General features: G+C 73.3%; 13 protein-coding genes. All 13 read right to left on the minus strand.

Annotation, left to right across the window (positions count from 1 at the left end; genetic code table 11):
• Window positions 1-91 precede the first annotated feature (91 nt).
• Window positions 92-1,246 carry a galactokinase gene (galK, locus tag IE265_RS04955; protein WP_190034111.1) on the minus strand — a complete coding sequence of 385 codons (1,155 nt, stop codon included), beginning with the start codon at window positions 1,244-1,246 and terminating at the stop codon, window positions 92-94.
• A complete protein-coding gene (gene galE / locus IE265_RS04960; RefSeq protein WP_190034112.1) occupies window positions 1,247-2,215 on the minus strand; it encodes a UDP-glucose 4-epimerase GalE in 969 nt (322 codons plus the stop codon).
• Window positions 2,212-3,288 (minus strand): galactose-1-phosphate uridylyltransferase, encoded by a 1,077-nt coding sequence (gene galT / locus IE265_RS04965; protein WP_190034113.1) that lies wholly within the window; start codon window positions 3,286-3,288, stop codon window positions 2,212-2,214. Before galT ends, galE begins: the two co-directional genes overlap by 4 nt.
• 595 nt (window positions 3,289-3,883) lie before the next feature.
• Window positions 3,884-4,573 (minus strand): helix-turn-helix transcriptional regulator, encoded by a 690-nt coding sequence (locus IE265_RS04970; RefSeq protein WP_190034114.1) that lies wholly within the window; start codon window positions 4,571-4,573, stop codon window positions 3,884-3,886.
• A 278-nt stretch (window positions 4,574-4,851) separates the two neighbouring features.
• Window positions 4,852-6,690 carry an outer membrane protein assembly factor BamB family protein gene (locus IE265_RS04975; protein ID WP_190034115.1) on the minus strand — a complete coding sequence of 613 codons (1,839 nt, stop codon included), beginning with the start codon at window positions 6,688-6,690 and terminating at the stop codon, window positions 4,852-4,854.
• Between the two features lie 88 nt (window positions 6,691-6,778).
• Complete coding sequence (locus IE265_RS04980) at window positions 6,779-8,671, minus strand: outer membrane protein assembly factor BamB family protein (RefSeq protein ID WP_190034116.1); 1,893 nt, start codon at window positions 8,669-8,671, stop codon at window positions 6,779-6,781.
• Window positions 8,672-8,882: 211 nt separating this feature from the next.
• A complete protein-coding gene (locus IE265_RS04985) occupies window positions 8,883-10,691 on the minus strand; it encodes an ABC-F family ATP-binding cassette domain-containing protein (RefSeq protein WP_190034117.1) in 1,809 nt (602 codons plus the stop codon).
• 149 nt (window positions 10,692-10,840) lie between these two features.
• Window positions 10,841-11,755: a 4-(cytidine 5'-diphospho)-2-C-methyl-D-erythritol kinase gene (locus tag IE265_RS04990; protein ID WP_190034118.1), complete on the minus strand. Its 915-nt coding sequence runs from the start codon at window positions 11,753-11,755 to the stop codon at window positions 10,841-10,843.
• Complete coding sequence (gene rsmA / locus IE265_RS04995; RefSeq protein WP_190034119.1) at window positions 11,752-12,651, minus strand: 16S rRNA (adenine(1518)-N(6)/adenine(1519)-N(6))-dimethyltransferase RsmA; 900 nt, start codon at window positions 12,649-12,651, stop codon at window positions 11,752-11,754. Before rsmA ends, IE265_RS04990 begins: the two co-directional genes overlap by 4 nt.
• A 60-nt stretch (window positions 12,652-12,711) precedes the next feature.
• On the minus strand, window positions 12,712-14,112 hold the full coding sequence (locus tag IE265_RS05000) for a resuscitation-promoting factor (RefSeq protein WP_190034120.1): 1,401 nt from the start codon (window positions 14,110-14,112) through the stop codon (window positions 12,712-12,714).
• 135 nt (window positions 14,113-14,247) lie between these two features.
• The gene (locus IE265_RS05005; RefSeq protein WP_190034121.1) at window positions 14,248-15,117 is read right to left on the minus strand and encodes a TatD family hydrolase; all 870 of its coding nucleotides are present in this window, start codon (window positions 15,115-15,117) and stop codon (window positions 14,248-14,250) included.
• A 101-nt stretch (window positions 15,118-15,218) separates the two neighbouring features.
• Complete coding sequence (locus tag IE265_RS05010) at window positions 15,219-15,740, minus strand: hypothetical protein (protein ID WP_373302903.1); 522 nt, start codon at window positions 15,738-15,740, stop codon at window positions 15,219-15,221.
• Window positions 15,741-15,916: 176 nt separating this feature from the next.
• On the minus strand, window positions 15,917-16,774 hold the full coding sequence (gene rsmI, locus IE265_RS05015; RefSeq protein ID WP_190034122.1) for a 16S rRNA (cytidine(1402)-2'-O)-methyltransferase: 858 nt from the start codon (window positions 16,772-16,774) through the stop codon (window positions 15,917-15,919).
• Window positions 16,775-16,821: the final 47 nt, after the last annotated feature.

Here is a 16,821-nt window from a genome sequence, read left to right on the forward strand (position 1 = left end):
GGCCGGGTCGCGGGCGGCCGGGTCGCGGGCGGCCGGGTCGCGGGCGGCCGGGTCGCGGGCGGCTGGGTCGCGGGCGGCCGGGTCGGCGAGGTCAGCCCTCCAGGCGGCGCGCCCCCGCGGAGGGAACCGCCGGGAACACCCTCGGCGCGGTGAACCCGGCCGCGGCGAAGGCCTCCTCCACCGCCTTGGTGACGGTGTCCGCGTCCGCGGCCTCGACCAGGACGACCGCCGAGCCGCCGAAGCCGCCCCCGGTCATCCTGGCTCCGAGCGCCCCCGCCTCGTTGGCGGTGGCGACGACCAGGTCCAGTTCCGGGCAGGAGATGCGCAGGTCGTCCCGCAGAGAGGCGTGGCCCTCCGTGAGCACGGGCCCGATCGCCCGCACGTCACCCGCGTCCAGCAGCCCGATGACCCGCTCGACCCGGTGGTCGTCCGAGACGACGTGCCGCACGTAGCGGCGCACGCGCTCGTCGGAGAGCCGCGCCAGCGACGCGTCCAGGTCCTCGTACGGCACGTCCCGCAGGAACGGCACGCCGAGCACCCGCGCCCCCTCCTCGCAGCCCGTCCGGCGCTCGGCGTACTCGCCGTCGCCGAGCGCGTGCTTGACCCGTGAGTCCACGACGAGGAGCTGCAGCCCGTGGGCGGGCAGGTCGAACGGCACCTGCCGCACGGACTGGTCCCGGCAGTCGAGGTGCAGTACGTGGCCCTCGGTGCAGGAGGCCGAGGCCGTCTGGTCCATGATCCCGCAGGGCACGCCGACGAAGTCGTTCTCCGCGCGCTGCGCGAAGCGGGCCACTTCCTGCGGGGTGAGCCCGAGGCCGAACAGGTCGCTGAGGGCCAGAGCCGTCACCACCTCCAGGGCCGCGGAGGAGGACAGGCCGGCGCCCGTGGGGACCGTCGACGCGAGGTGCACGTCCGCGCCGGTGACGACGTGGCCCGCCGAGCGCAGCGCCCACACGACACCCGCCGGATACGCGGCCCAGCCGGTGTCGCCGAGCGGCGCCAGCTCGTCCACGTGCAGCTCGACGACCGGTCCCTCGATGTCGGCCGAGTGCAGCCGCAGCACCCCGTCCGCGCGGCGCGAGACCGCGGCCACCGCCGTGTGCGGCAGCGCGAGGGGCATCACGAAGCCCTCGTTGAAGTCCGTGTACTCGCCGATCAGGTTGACCCTGCCGGGGGCCGCCCAGACGCCGTCGGGAGCGGCCCCGTAGAGCGCCTCGAAGCCCTCGCGTACCTGCTGTGCCCCCATCTACTGCTCCCTTGTGATGTTCTGCGCGAACTCCCACGCGTCCGCGACGATGCCCGCGAGATCCGCGCGGGACGGGTTCCAGCCGAGCCGTTCGCGCGCCGTGGCGGCCGAGGCCACCAGGATCGCCGGGTCCCCGGCCCGTCGCGGGGCGGCCACCTCGGGGACGGGGTGGCCGGTCACCCGGCGCACGGTCTCGATGACCTCGCGCACGGAGAATCCGTTGCCGTTGCCGAGGTTGCAGATCAGGTGCTCGCCGGGCCGCGCGGCGGCGACGGCCAGCAGGTGCGCGTCCGCCAGGTCCGCGACGTGGATGTAGTCGCGCACGCAGGTGCCGTCCGGTGTCGGGTAGTCGTCGCCGTAGACGGAGATGGCGTCGCGGCGGCCCTGGGCGACCTGCAGGACGAGCGGGATCAGGTGCGACTCGGGATCGTGCCGCTCACCGCAGGTCCCGTACGCGCCCGCGACGTTGAAGTAGCGCAGTGACACCGCCGCCAGCCCGTGCGCGGCCGCCTCGCCGGTGATCATGTGGTCGACGGCGAGCTTCGAGGCTCCGTACGGATTGGTCGGGGAGGTCGGCGCGGACTCGACGATCGGCGTGGTCTCCGGCTCGCCGTACGTGGCGGCGGTCGACGAGAAGACCAGCGTGCGCACGCCCGCCTCGCGCATCGCGGCGAGCAGGGCCATCGTCCCGCCGACGTTGTTGTCCCAGTACTTCTCCGGCTTCACGACCGACTCGCCCACCTGGGAGAACGCGGCGAAGTGCAGCACCGCGTCGTACGAGGCGTCCAGCCATTTGGCGGCGTCGCGGATGTCGCCCTCGACGAAGGCGGCGCCGGCCGGGACGCCCTCGCGGAAACCGGTGGAGAGGTTGTCGAGGACGGTCACCTCGTGGCCGGCCTCCAGCAGGTGCTGCGCGACCACGCTGCCCACATAGCCCGCACCGCCGGTGACCAGGTACTTCCCACTCATGAACTCGCTACCTCTCGCAGTCGCTGGGCCGCGGTCTCCGGCGGCACGTCGTTGATGAACACACTCATGCCGGACTCGGAACCCGCGAGGAACTTCAGCTTGCCGGACGTACGTCGGACGGTGAAAAGCTCGAGGTGGAGCGCGAAGTCCTCACGCACCACGCCGTCGAACTCCGCCAGTGTGCCGAACGGCGCCTGGTGCCAGGCGGCGATGTACGGCGTGCGCGGCTCGTCCGTGCCCGCCCCCGTGCCGTCGAAGATCCGGTCGAAGCGCCTCAACAGTTCCAGATAGACCTGGGGGAACTCTGTGCGCGCCCCCTCGTCGAGCCCCAGCAGGTCCGGCACCCGGCGCCGCGGGTAGAGGTGCACCTCGTACGGCCAGTGGGCGGCGTAGGGCACGAAGGCCACCCAGTGCTCGGTCGCCAGCACGACCCGCTCCCCGGCCAGCTCCCGCTCCACGACCGCGTCGAACAGGTTCTCCCCGCCCGTCGCCTCCTTGTGTGCCGCCAGCGAGCGCAGCATCAGGGCCGTCCGAGGCGTCGTGAAGGGGTACGCGTAGATCTGCCCGTGCGGATGCCCGAGGGTCACCCCGATCTCGGCACCGCGGTTCTCGAAGCAGAACACCTGCTCCACGGACGGGAGGTGGGACAGCTCGGCGGTGCGGTCGGTCCAGGCGTCGAGGACCAGCCCCGCCTGCTCCTCGGTCAGATCGGCGAAGGACGCGTCGTGGTCCGACGTGAAGCAGACGACCTCGCAGCGGCCCGAGTCGCCGGCCAGCGACGGGAAGCGGTTCTCGAAGACGGCCACGTCGTACGAGGAGTCGGGGATCTCGCTGAGCCGGTCGCCCTCGGAGGGGCACAGCGGGCACTCGTCCGCCGGCGGGTGGTAGGTGCGTCCCTGGCGGTGCGAGGCGATCGCCACCGCGTCGCCGAGCAGCGGGTCGCGGCGCACCTGCGAGGCGGTGACCGTGCGGTCGAGCGGGCGCCGGTCGACCGCGTCGCGCACGGCGTCGTCGCGCACGTCGTAGTAGATCAGCTCACGACCGTCGGCCAGTCGGGTCGAGGTCTTCTTCACTGCGGACTCCCCATCCGTACCCGATCAAGCCATTCAACAGAACCAAACACATCAAACCACAAACCCCCATGCCCGTCACCCCCACAACCAACAAAGAACACCAAAGTGAAGGGAGTGCCGGATGTGGCACTCCCTCTCCCCAGCAGGTCGGGTCCCCGCGCCCCACGCGTCCCCCGCGCACCGGGCAGCGGAGTGGGCCCGGCGCTCGTCGCCGAGAAGCGCGGCGCGACGCAGACTCTCGGCACGGTCGCGGACGGCGTCCGGCACGGGGTCCGCACCGTGCGCCGGTGGTGAACGGGCGCCATCCAGGCCATGGTCGTCCTCGGCCCGGTGGCACATCACGCCCGGCGGACCGTCGTCCGCGATCCACGACGAGGCCGCGCGGTTGTTCGCCGTCGCCGCGCCGATCCCGCCCAGCGTGGGTCCTGAAGAAGTGCGGCGGCCTGGATGGGCCGGCCGACCCGCCGACGCGCGGACACGGCGGCGACTTCACCGCGGCGCGGGGCGGCACCGGCAGCGACCACCCGCACCGCGCGGACGGACGGCCGCCGGGACGGACCCCCGGGACCGCAGGGCCCCGGGAGCCCCGGGACCTCTATGCCTCCGGCCCCGGCACCGGCAGCGGACCCGCGCGGTCCAGCAGGCCCGTACGGGCGGCCAGCGCGGCCGCCTCCAGGCGGGAGCCGACGCCGAGCTTCATCAGTACGCGCTGCACATGCGTGCGCGCGGTGCTCGGCGCTATCCCCATGCCGGCGGCGATGAGCCGGGTGTCCTCGCCGTCGGCGACCCTCACCAGCACCTCGACCTCGCGGGGCGTCAGCATCTGGAGCAGCCGCTGCCCCTCGTCGTCGGGCTGCGCGGCCGGGTTGAGCAGCTCGCTGAAGGCGCCCTGCAGCAACTGCGGCGCCACCGCCGCCTCTCCCGCGCGGGCCTTCATGATGGCCCGTTCGACACCCTCTATCCGCTCGTCGTGCCGCACGTATCCGGACGCGCCGGCGGCGAACGCGGCGGCGATGCCGCGCGGGTTCGGAACCGGCCCGAGCACCAGGACCGCGACCTGCGGACGCTCCCGCTTGATCCTCACCACCGGGTCGAATATGCCCGGTTCGGCAGGCGTGGCCGTGCCCAGCAGGCACACCTCCGGCGCCCGTGTGATCACCAGCTCCGCCGCCCCGGCGGCGGGCGCGGCCGCGGCGAGCACGCGGTGCCCGCGCAGCTTCAAGGCCGAGGCCAGCGCCTCGGCGAGCAGTCGGTGGTCGTCGACCACCATGAGCCGCACTCCCATCGAGCCCAACCCCCCAGTCCCCCCAAGGATCCCCACTGGCAACCCCATGGATAGGAGCCCCCCGGCTCTCCATCCCCCGGAAGCTACACGCTTGTTCGACGTTGCGCTTCCCCTACTGGAGAGAAGTGCCCCGGATTACCGAAATTCCTCACATTCGCGAGCGATGGGGGGTACGAGAACGGTCCCGCCCCTGAGCAGGGACGGGACCGTGATCGACGGGCGAACGCATGATCGGCGGACGACCGGCCGGAGGTCCCCCTCCGGTGTGCGGCGGGCGGCTACCGGGCGCCGAAGCCGATCGCCGCGTACTGCTTGGAGTCCGCGGAGTACGGGGCGCTGATCAGGTCCTGGGCCATGAAGAGCCGCCCGGAGGTGTACAGCATCTCCGAGGACTTGGGGACCATCGCGCTGATCGCGCTGCGCACCTGGTCGGTGGCCGGGGTCTCCAGGAGCGCGGTCTCCTTGAAGGACTTGCCGTCGATGGTGACGACCTGGGAGCCCTTGTCGTACGGGCCGCCCTTGTAGGCAAGGATGTTGGTGCCGTCCATCCGGATCGGGAAGATCTCGTAGCCGTCGCCCGCGTCGGCGCGGTCACCGGTGGACTTGCCCGTGGCCAGCGAGAACGACACGATCTCGTTGGTCTGGGAGTACTCCTCGCCGCCCTCGTGACGCTTCGTCGGCACGTACAGCTTGTCGTTGCCGACCGCGATGGCGTGGCAGTCGTGGACCTTGTTCACGCCGCAGTCGTGCTCGTACTTGCCGTCCTCCAGCGTGATCTTGGTACGCAGCTTGCCGCTGTCGTCCAGCGAGAAGACGTCGGTCGCGCCGGACGCGGTGATCTCGCCGGAGTCCACGCCGAACACGACCGGCTTGGTCGAGATGACCTTGGCGTTGTCGATGCCGGCGGGCAGCTTGTAACTCCACTTGACGCTGCCCGACTTCGGGTCGAGGAGTTGGACCTCGTACTTCTCGTTGCCGTAGTCGCCGCACTTGCGGACGGCCACGAGCTGCTCACCGCCCGCGTAGCCGACGTCCTCGCAGGTGCCGACCTTCGGCTGCCACAGGACCTTGCCGGTCTTGATGTCGAAGGCGGCGCCGCCGCGCAGGCCGGAGCCCGCCGCCACGGTCGTGCCGGTGATGCTGAGTTCCTTGAAGGCGATCTTCTCGCCGCCGCCCGGGGCCACGGACTCGGTCCACAGCTTCTTGCCCGTGTTCAGGTTGAAGGCCGTGATCTCGGTGCACTCCGGGTACGGGTCCGCCTTGGTGCGCTTTGCCGCCTCAGCGACCACGACGGCGACGCCGTCCTCGGTCGTCTCGGGTGAGCCCGCGCAGGTCAGCCCGGACAGCGGCAGCGTCCAGGACTCCGCCCCGGAGTCCGGGTCGTGACCGACGATCTCGCTGACGCCGGCCTTGGCGTACACCTTGTCCGTCAGCCAGGAGCCCGCGACGCTCCACACGTCCTTCTTGGGCACCTCGGCCGCGGGGAGCTGGAAGAGCACCTTGGCGGAGGTGCTCGACGGCACCTTCTCGGTACCGCCGCCGGTGCCGCCCCCGTCGCCACCGCCGCTGCCGCCGTCGTCCTTGCCGCCGGTGCCGCCGGACGAGCCCGACGAGTTGTTCCTGCTGTCGTCCTCACCGTTCTGGCCCGCGTACAGGACCCCGCCGCCGACGATGAGCGCGATCGCCACGACCGCCGCCACGATGATCGCCGTCTGCGCGCTGATCCCCCGCCTGCCGCCGGAGCCGTTCGGCTGCATCGGCAGGGTGGGCGGCTGCGGCTGGCCGTACGGCTGCTGGCCGTAGCCGTAGGGCTGCTGCTGTCCCGGGTAGCCGTAGCCCGGCTGGGCCGGCGGCTGCGGGGCGCCGGGGGCCTGCGGGTAGCCGTAGGGCTGCTGCGGCGGGCCCGCCGGGGGCGGGGTCTGCGGCGGCGGCGCCTGCGGGTAGCCGTAACCGGGCTGCGGGGGCCCGGCGGGCGGCGTGGGCGGACCGGCCGGCGGCGTCGGCGGTCCCGCGGGCGGCGTCGGCGGTCCGAATCCGCCGGGCGGAGGGGTCTGCGGGGCGCCGAATCCGCCTTCCTGCGGCGGCTGGTTGGGCGGCGGGGGCGGCGGCTGGCTCATGGCGTGTGTACCTCAGGGACGAAGGGGACGACGGAGGTGGGGCGGGGGACGGGGCGTCCGCGGAGTGCGGGGGTGCGAGCCGGCCGGGTCACTTGCCGAAGGCCAGCATCAGCTTCTCCTTCGACTCGTCGTTGCCCGTCAGCCGGGTCGTGGACAGGTAGAAGCGCCCGTCCACCCAGTCGACGGACTTCGAGAAGAACCCGTTCTCGATGTCCGCGGTGCCCTGCGGGTTCTGCAGCAGCTTCTTCGGCGTGTGCGAGCCGCCGCCGGTCGGGATCGAGACGATCCGCCCGCCCGCGTCGTAGGACGGCTGGACGTACGCGACGAGGTCGGTGCCCTCCATCCGCATCGGCATCATCGACTCGTCGGCCGGCGACTTGACGCGCCACTTCTCCTTGCCGGACTCCAGGCTGACCGCGACGACCTCGTTGGCCCCGCTCTTCGCCTCGGTCGGCAGGTAGAGGGTGTTCGCGTCGGCCGCGACTCCCCCGCAGCCCTGGAGGTCGCGCGAGAGGATCGCCCATCCGCACTCCGGCGCGAACGACTCGTCGACGTCGACCTGCGTACGGGTCGTGCCGTCGTTCTTCAGCGCGGTGACGTTCCACTGCTTCTTGTCCGCGTTGGTGAGGTACAGGACGACCGGGTCCACCGAGTAGGCCCGCTCCACGCGCCAGCCCTTGGGGATCTTCTTCGTCCACTTGGTCTTGCCGGTGGCCGGGTCGAGCTCCTGGACCTCGTCGTGCTCGTTGTCGCCGCCGGCCCCGCAGGACGAGACGGAGAGGAGCTTGGCGCCGCCGGTGAACGCCGAAGGGAAGCAGGCCGTGCCGTACTTCTTCTTCTCGAACCGCTTCTTGCCGCTGCTCACGTCGTAGCCGACGCCGGACATGGAGCGGCCGACCATGAGGGTGTCGCCGACCACGTTCAGGCTCAGGCTCAGGGCGCTGTCGAACAGCTCGCCCTCCTCGACCTCCGCGGTCCAGCCCTTCTTGCCTGTGTCGAGGTCGATCTCGACGAGCTGGTTGCACGCCGCGGTGTCCTTGACGCCTTCCTTGTACGCCACGAACACCTTGCCGTCGGACGTCTGCTGCTGGGACACCGCGCAGATCGGCTGAGGCATCGTCAGCTCGGGCCAGGCGGGCTCGCCGTCACCGACGTTGTAGCCGAGGACCTGCTTGTAGGCGGCCTTCACCGCGACCTTGTCGGTGATCCACATGCCGGGGGCCTCGGCGCCCGAGGCGGGCGCGTCCGGCGCCTCCTTGTACCAGAGCACCTGCGCCTCGCCCGCCTTGCGGCCCGCGTTGAGGTCCTCGGGGTCGGAGCCGCCGTCGCCGTCGCCGTCACCGGGGTTGACCGGGTCGTCCGACGCGGAGGGCCCGGCGTCCCGGCTCTTCTGCGCGACCGGCTTCTTCCCGCCGTCGTCACCGCCGCTGTTGACCGCCCACACCGTGCCGGCGACGACCAGGGCCGCGGCGAGCGCGGCGCCGATGACGGCCGCGGGCTTCCCCTTGAAGGGGTTGCGCGAGCCGCCGCCCGGCGGGGTGCCCGGAGCGCCCGGGAACTGCGGCTGGCCCGGGTACCCGTAGCCGGGCTGCTGACCGTAGGGACCGGGCTGGCCGTAGGGACCGGGCTGCTGCGGATGCCCGTACGGACCCGCCTGCGGCTGGCCGTAGGGCCCAGGCTGCTGACCGTACGGACCCGGCTGGGCGTACGGACCGGGCTGGGCGTACGGACCCGGCTGCTGCGGGTAGCCGTAGCCGGGCTGCGGCGGTGCCTGCGGGTGGCCGTGGCCCGGCTGCGGGGTCGGCGCCTGCGGGGCGGCCTGCGGGGCGCCCTGCGGAGGCGGGGGCGCCTGCGGCGGCTGGGCGGGCGGCGGGGGCGCTGCCCCCTGCGGCGGCTGCGGTGCGGCGGACCCGTCCTTCGGCGGCTGGTCCTGCGGTGCTCCGAACTCGCCCTGCGGCGGCTGGTCGGGCGGCTGAGTCATCAGCGCGTTCCCCCTCTTCACTGATTTTTAGCCATGCCCTGGAGTACGCACCGGCACGGGCGGCGCACTCAGAGTGGTATCGAGACTTCTCAGACTGGGCTCAGACGGCTCTTTCTATCACCCGAACGCGTTCGAACAGCGGGCCGGTTCTCCCCTGTTCCCAAGGGAGGACCGGCCCGTGATGCCCCCGTTACGCTCCTTCACGCGCTCTTCACGCGTCGTCGGCGAGCTCCAGCCAGCGCATTTCCAACTCCTCGCGCTCGGTGGCCAGTTCACGCAGCTCACTGTCCAGTTTGGCCACTTTGCCGAAGTCCGTGGAGTTTTCGGCCATTTGAGCGTGCACCTTGGTCTCCTTGTCGGAGATCCGGTCCAGCTGCCGCTCGATCCGCTGGAGTTCCTTCTTCGCGGCGCGCGCGTCGGCGGCGGACACGCCGGTCCTCTCGGCCGGCTGCGCGAGGGCCGGCACGGCGGCCGCGGCGGCCTGCTCCATCGCGTGCCGCCGCTCCAGGTACTCGTCGATCCCGCGCGGCAGCATCCGCAGCGCCGCGTCGCCGAGCAGCGCGAAGACCCGGTCCGTCGTCCGCTCGATGAAGAACCGGTCGTGGGAGATCACGACCATGGAGCCGGGCCAGCCGTCGAGGAGGTCCTCCAGCTGGGTGAGGGTCTCGATGTCGAGGTCGTTCGTCGGCTCGTCGAGGAAGAGGACGTTGGGCTCGTCCATCAGCAGCCTCAGCAGCTGGAGCCGGCGGCGCTCACCACCGGACAGGTCCCCGACGGGCGTCCACTGCTTCTCCTTGTTGAAGCCGAACGTCTCGCAGAGCTGGCCCGCCGTCATCTCGCGCCCCTTGCCGAGGTCGACACGGTCGCGGACCGCCTGCACGGCCTGGAGCACCCGCAGCGCCGGGTCGAGCTCGGTGACCTCCTGGGAGAGGTAGGCGAGCTTCACGGTCTTCCCGGTGACGATCCGTCCGGCGGCGGGCTGCGCCTCACCCTCGCTGCGGGCGGCGTCGGCCATGGCCCGCAGGAGCGAGGTCTTGCCCGCGCCGTTCACCCCCACCAGACCGACCCGGTCGCCCGGGCCGAGCTGCCAGGTCAGGTGCTTGAGCAGCACCTTGGGCCCGGCCTGGACGGTGACGTCCTCCAGGTCGAAGACCGTCCTGCCGAGCCGGGACGAGGCGAACTTCATCAGCTCGCTGCTGTCCCGGGGCGGCGGGACGTCGGCGATCAGCTCGTTGGCCGCCTCGACGCGGAAGCGGGGCTTCGACGTGCGGGCGGGGGCGCCGCGGCGCAGCCAGGCCAGCTCCTTGCGGACCAGGTTCTGCCGCTTGACCTCCTCGGTGGCGGCGATCCGCTCACGCTCGGCACGCGCGAACACGTAGTCGGTGTAGCCGCCCTCGTACTCGTACACGTCGCCCTTCTGCACGTCCCACATGCGGGTGCAGACCTGGTCGAGGAACCAGCGGTCGTGGGTGACGCAGACGAGCGCGGAGCGGCGCTCGCGCAGGTGCTGGGCGAGCCAGGAGATGCCCTCGACGTCGAGGTGGTTGGTGGGCTCGTCGAGGATGATCAGGTCCTGCTCCTCGATCAGCAGCTTCGCCAGCGCGATGCGCCGCCGCTCACCGCCGGACAGCGGTCCGATCACGGTGTCGAGCCCCTGCGGGAAGCCCGGCAGGTCGAGTCCTCCGAACAGGCCGGTGAGCACGTCCCTGATCTTGGAGTTGCCGGCCCACTCGTGGTCCGCCATGTCCCGGATCACCTCGTGGCGGACGGTGGCCCCGGGGTCGAGGGAGTCGTGCTGGGTGAGTACCCCCAGGTGCAGGCCGCCCGAGTGGGTGACGCGCCCGGTGTCGGCCTCCTCCAGCTTGGCGAGCATCCGGATGAGAGTGGTCTTGCCGTCACCGTTGCGGCCGACCACCCCGATCCGGTCTCCCTCGGACACGCCGAGCGAGACCCCGTCGAGCAGGGCACGGGTTCCGTACACCTTGCCGACTGCTTCGACATTGACCAGATTGACGGCCATTTCTCTCCTGACAAGGGGGGTCGATCGACGTTCAAGCCTAGTCGCCGCGCGCGGACCCCGGCTCGGGCCGCCCGCGCGCTCCCGCCGGCGGGCGCCGCCGCGCGGGCGCGGCGGCACGGACGCGGCTGCACGGGCGCGGCTGCGCCGGATCAGTGCGGGGCGGTCCCGGACCCGAGCACGGTGGCGCCGGGCACCGGACCTGCCGCGACGCGCGCGGTGCGGCAGGTCCGTGAGGCGAGCAGCGCCTCGGCGGTCGTGGCCGCCGACTCCGCGTCGCGGACGAGGAACGCGGTGGTCGGGCCGGAGCCCGAGACCAGCGCGGCCAGGGCGCCGGCGGCCGTGCCCGCGTCCAGGGTGCGGGCCAGCGACGGGCGCAGGGACAGCGCGGCGGGCTGGAGGTCGTTGGTCAGGGCCGCCGCGAGGGCGTCGGGGTCACCGGCGGCCAGGGCGTCCAGGAGTCGCGTCGAGGCGACCGGGGCGGGCACCTCGACGCCCTCGTTGAGCCGGTCGAACTCCCCGTACACGGCGGGGGTCGACAGTCCGCCGTCCGCCACCGCGAACACCCAGTGGAAGGTCCCGCCGGTCTCCAGGGTGCGCAGCTTCTCGCCGCGTCCGGTGCCGAGGGCCGCACCGCCGACCAGGCTGAACGGCACGTCGCTGCCCAGCTCGGCGCAGATGTCGAGGAGTTCCTCGCGCGAGGCGCCCGTACCCCAGAGGGCGTCGCAGGCGAGGAGCGCGCCCGCCCCGTCCGCGGAGCCGCCCGCCATGCCGCCGGCCACCGGGATGTCCTTGGCGATGTGGACGTGCACGTCCGCCGGGCGCCCGTACCGGGCGGCGAGCTTCTCGGCCGCCCGGGCCGCCAGGTTCGTGCGGTCGAGGGGGACCTGGGAGGCGCCCGGGCCCTCGCAGGTCACGCGGAGCGTGTCGGCCGGACTCACGGTGACCTCGTCGTACAGGCCGACCGCGAGGAAGACGTTGGCCAGGTCGTGGAAGCCGTCGGGGCGGGCGCCGCCCACCGCGAGCTGCACGTTGACCTTGGCCGGGACGCGTACGGTCACGCTCACTGCCGCGCCTCCGGGGCCGTGGGCGCCGTGTCGCGCGAAGGCGCCGACTCGGCGATCCGCGCGAACTCCTCCACGGTCAGGGACTCGCCGCGGGCCTGCGGGGAGACGCCCGCCGCCACGAGGGCGGCCTCGGCCGCGGGGGCCGAGCCGGCCCAGCCGGACAGGGCGGCCCGCAGGGTCTTGCGGCGCTGCGCGAACGCGGCGTCGACGACGGCGAAGACCTCGCGCCGGGAGGCGGTCGTGCGGACCGGCTCGGCCCGGCGCACCAGCGACACGAGTCCGCTGTCGACGTTCGGGGCGGGCCAGAAGACGGTGCGCCCGATCGCTCCGGCCCGCCGTACGTCGGCGTACCAGTTCGCCTTCACGGACGGGACCCCGTACACCTTCGAGCCGGGCGGGGCGGCCAGCCGGTCGGCGACCTCCGCCTGCACCATGACGAGCGTGCGCTCGATGCTGGGGAAGGTCTCCAGCATGTGCAGCAGGACGGGCACGGCGACGTTGTACGGCAGGTTCGCGACGAGGGCCGTCGGAGGCGGTCCGGGCAGCTCACGGACGTGCATGGCGTCGGAGTGCACCAGGGCGAACCGGTCCGCCCGCTGCGGCATCCGGGCCGTGATCGTGGCGGGGAGCGCGCCCGCGAGGACGTCGTCGATCTCCACGGCGACGACCCGGTCGGCCGCCTCCAGCAGGCCGAGCGTCAGTGAGCCGAGCCCCGGGCCCACCTCCACGACCACGTCGTCGGGGCGTACCTCCGCGGTGCGCACGATGCGGCGGACCGTGTTGGCGTCGATGACGAAGTTCTGACCGCGCTGCTTGGTGGGCCGTACGCCGAGGACGTCCGCGAGTTCGCGGACCTCGGCGGGGCCCAGGAGGGCGTCGGAGGTGGGGCTGGTCACGGTCCAAGGGTACGGGTGATGCGGGTGGGGGCCGGTTCACGCCCCCGCGGGCCCGGCCCCTCAGCCCTGGAGCCGCGCCCCGCAGTGCGGCCACGGACTGGCGCCCCGGCGGACGTAGAGCTTCTTCGCCCGCAGGGTCTGCTCGTCCGCCGAGGCGTCCTGGGGGCGCCCGGAGCCGCCGAGGCCCTGCCAGGTCCGGGTGTCGAACTGGTAGAGCCCGCCGTACGTCCCCGACGGGTCGACCGCGCCCGCCCGGCCGCCCGACTCGCAGGCGGCCAGCCCCTGCCAGTCCAGGTGGTCGGCGCCCCGTACGGACGTCGGCGCCTCCTTCGTGCCCACCTTGACCACCTGCGCCTGCGGTTCGCGGAGCACCTCGGTGCCGAGCCGCCGGGGCCGCTGCCGGACGCCGTTGACCGTCCGCAGGGCGTACGTGACCCGCCGCAGCCCGGCGCGCCCGGCGCGCTCGACGACCTCCGTGCCGCGGAGGAGCGCCGGGTCCCCGGTCCGCCGCACCTCGAAGGGGATCGGCTCCTCCCGCACCTCCTTCGTGCCGGTGATCCGCATGACCGTCACGGTCTGCCCGTCGCGGGGGAAGCTGCCGGGCGGCACGGACGTGGTGTCCTGGCCGCGCAGGACGATCCCGGCGCCCTCGACGGCCTCGCGGACCGTCGCCGCGTTCGTGCGGACCGTGCGGGCCCGGCCGTCCGCCATGACCGTCACGGTCCGTTCGGTCCGCACGTCGAGCGCGAGCCCCTCGCGCCCGATCCGGTGCGAGCGGGCCTCCGACAGGTACGCGCCCTCGGCGCGCACGCCGAGCTGCCGCAGCGCCCCCTCAACCGTGTCGGCCGTCGTCCAGACCCGGCTGCGCGAGCCGTCGAGGGTGAGGCTCAGGGGCCGCCCGTACCGCACGGAGACCTCGGTCCCGCCGGTCAGGGGGGTGCCGGCGGCGGGCACCACGGTGTCGTGCGCGCCGACCCTGACGCCCTCGTCGGCGAGGAGTTCGCCCACGTCGTCCGCGAAGGTGTGCAGGGTGCGGGGCGTCCCGTCGACGCTCAGCTCGACCGCCTTGTCGTCGGCGACGAACGCGGAGGTGCCGCCCGCGAGGAAGGCCACGACCAGCGCCCGGGGGAGCAGCCGGCGCACATCGGGGCGTTCGGCGGTCCTGCGGTGCCGGGCGGCCCGCCGGGCCTCGGCGCGCCCGCCGGAGCGCGGCACCTCGACGGTGGGCGGCACCTGCTGCCGGGGAAGCGTGGGCGCCTCCGGGTCGGCCCACGCGGCCCGCCCGCCCGGGTACGCGCTCCCGCGGGCCGGCCGGTACGTGTCCCCCGTCACGGGCGCCGGTGCCTGCACTGTCATGGGCGCTGTCATGGGCGCGGACACGGGCGCGGGCGCCGGGGCCGGTGCGTACGGCTCGGGCGTCTCGTACCTCGGGTCATACGTCTCGTACTGCGTATTGCTCACGACGACACGCTCCAGGGTCCGGATCGGGCGAGTGGAACCTAGCGGAGCGTTCGTCACTCTCCAAAGCGGCGCGACCACGCTGTGTCGCGCGGCGTCCCCCGGTCCCGGACTCCGGGGACGGCGGGCCGCGCCGGCTCAGTAGTCGAACGCGCGGGCCGTGTTGGCCGAGATCGCCGTCGCCAGGGCGTCCTCGTCGAGGTCCCGGACGGCGGCCATGGCACGGACCGTGACCGGAACGAGGTACGGGGCGTTGGGCCGTCCGCGGTAGGGCATCGGCGTCAGGAACGGCGCGTCGGTCTCGACGAGGACGAGTTCCAGCGGGGCGGCGGCGAGGGCGTCCCGCAGCGGCTGGGCGTTCTTGAAGGTCATGTTCCCGGCGAAGGACATGTAGTAGCCGGCGCGGGCGCAGACCTCGGCCATGGCGGCGTCCCCGGAGTAGCAGTGGAAGACGGTCCGTTCGGGGGCGCCCTCCTCCTTCAGGATCCGCAGCACGTCGGCGTGCGCGTCCCGGTCGTGGATGACGAGCGCCTTGCCGTGCCGCTTGGCGATCTCGATGTGGGCGCGGAAGGAGCGCTCCTGGGCCGCCATGCCCTCGGGCCCGGTGCGGAAGAAGTCGAGGCCGGTCTCGCCCACCCCCTTGACCTGGGGCAGTGCGGCCAGCCGGTCGATCCCGTCGAGCGCCTCGTCGAGCGCGGCGTCCCCGCCGGGCACCCGGGCGCCCTGCCGGGACCAGCCGTCGGGATCGCCGTGCACGATGCGGGGTGCCTCGTTGGGGTGCAGCGCGACGGTCGCGTGGACCGCGTCGTGCGCGGCGGCCGTGTCGGCCGCCCAGCGCGAGCCCGCCAGGTCGCAGCCCACCTGGACGACGGTCGTCACACCCACGGAGGCGGCCTTGGCCAGAGCCTCCTCGACCGTGCCGGACTGCATGTCGAGATGGGTGTGGGAGTCGGCGACGGGGACGCGCAGGGGGGTCGGCGCGGGCGGGGCTTCGGCGTTGGAAGGCATGTACCGATCCTACGAAGGGGTCGCCTCCGCGAAGGAGTCGCGCCGGTCTCGTGCCCGCGGGCGGGGAGGAGGGGCCGCGGGCGTCCGGGCCGGCGCGCGCGTCACCCCGCCCGGCGGTGCTGGAACGGGTGCAGCAGGTCGGACAGGTGCCAGTGGTGCTGCCGGCCGGCGGGCCCGGTGGACGGACCGGCCGCCCCGGCCCCGCCCTGCCCGTCGGAGACGTCGGTGGAGGTGTCGGCGTCCGCGGCGGAGGCGGTCGCGGAGGCATCGGCGGGCCTGCGCGGGCGCCCCGGCGCTGGCCGCCGCGCCAGGCTCTGCACGGACGACACCTGCCCGGCGCGCATGATGCGCACCACGTGGCCGTCGCAGTTGACGCACGTGGGCCTGCTCAGCGGTGACGGCACGACACGGCCGTCCGCGACATAGGTCACGAACTCGGTGCCCCCGGTGTCGAGGCGGTGCTCGATCTCGTACGCCTGCTCCCAGCCGTGCCCGCATCGCATGCAGGCGAAGGAGTAGGACTCGTGGACCACGGCGGTCGCCGCCGTGCGGTGTCGGGGCTCCCCGGGGATCTTCCCGGTGGCGCCGGTGGTCGGGCCGGTCTGCCCTGCGATCTCACTCAATGCGGGCTCCTGTTGTCCGGTGGACCGGGACGTATGCGTCCCTTTCGTCCAGTGGACTCCTCCGGCGCGGTGAACGCACCGGACCTGTCGAGAGTTGGAGCCGTCTTGGGCCTTCCTTGCCGCGGGGCCGCCCGCACGGTGTCCCGCTTTGCCTTACCGCGTGGTCCTTTGCCGGCTCATGGGGCCCGGCGCGTCGCGTTCTTTGCCGCGACGACGGCATCGAACACCTCGCGCTTGGGCAGCCCCGCGTCGGCGGCCACGGCGGCGATCGCCTCCTTGCGCCGCTCCCCCGCCTCCTCGCGCACCAGCACCCTGCGTACCAGCTCGTCGGCGTCCAGGTCCTCGGCGCCCTTCTCCGGAGCGCCCTCCACGACGACGGTGATCTCCCCGCGCACCCCCTCGGCGGCCCAGGCGGCCAGTTCGCCCAGCGGCCCGCGTCTGATCTCCTCGTACGTCTTCGTCAGCTCGCGGCAGACGGCGGCCCGCCGCTGGTCCCCGAACACCTCGGCCATCGCGGCGAGGGTGTCGTCCAGCCGGTGCGGCGCCTCGAAGAAGACCATCGTCCGCCGCTCGCCCTCGGCCTCCCGCAGCCGCGACAGCCGCTCGCCGGCCTTGCGGGGCAGGAACCCCTCGAAGCAGAACCGGTCGACGGGCAGCCCGGACAGCGCGAGCGCGGTGAGCACCGCGGACGGCCCCGGCACGGCCGTGACCCTGATGTCCTTCTCGACGGCCGCGGCGACCAGCCGGTATCCGGGATCGGACACGGACGGCATCCCGGCGTCGGTCACGAGCAGCACGCGCGCCCCGCCCGTCAGGGCCTCCACGAGTTCGGGCGTGCGCGCCGACTCGTTGCCCTCGAAGTACGACACGACGCGCCCGGACAGCTGTACGTCCAGCGCCTGCGTCAGCCGCCGCAGCCGCCGGGTGTCCTCGGCGGCGATGACGTCGGCCCCCGCCAGTTCCGCCGCCAGCCGCGGCGGCGCGTCCGCGATGTCCCCGATGGGCGTGCCTGCGAGTACGAGAGTTCCTGTCACGGTTCCATCCTCGCAGGGGCGGGCCACGGGACTCACACAGACGTGTT

The organism is Streptomyces fructofermentans, from assembly GCF_014651055.1.
Classification (GTDB): Bacteria; Actinomycetota; Actinomycetes; order Streptomycetales; family Streptomycetaceae; genus Streptomyces; species Streptomyces fructofermentans.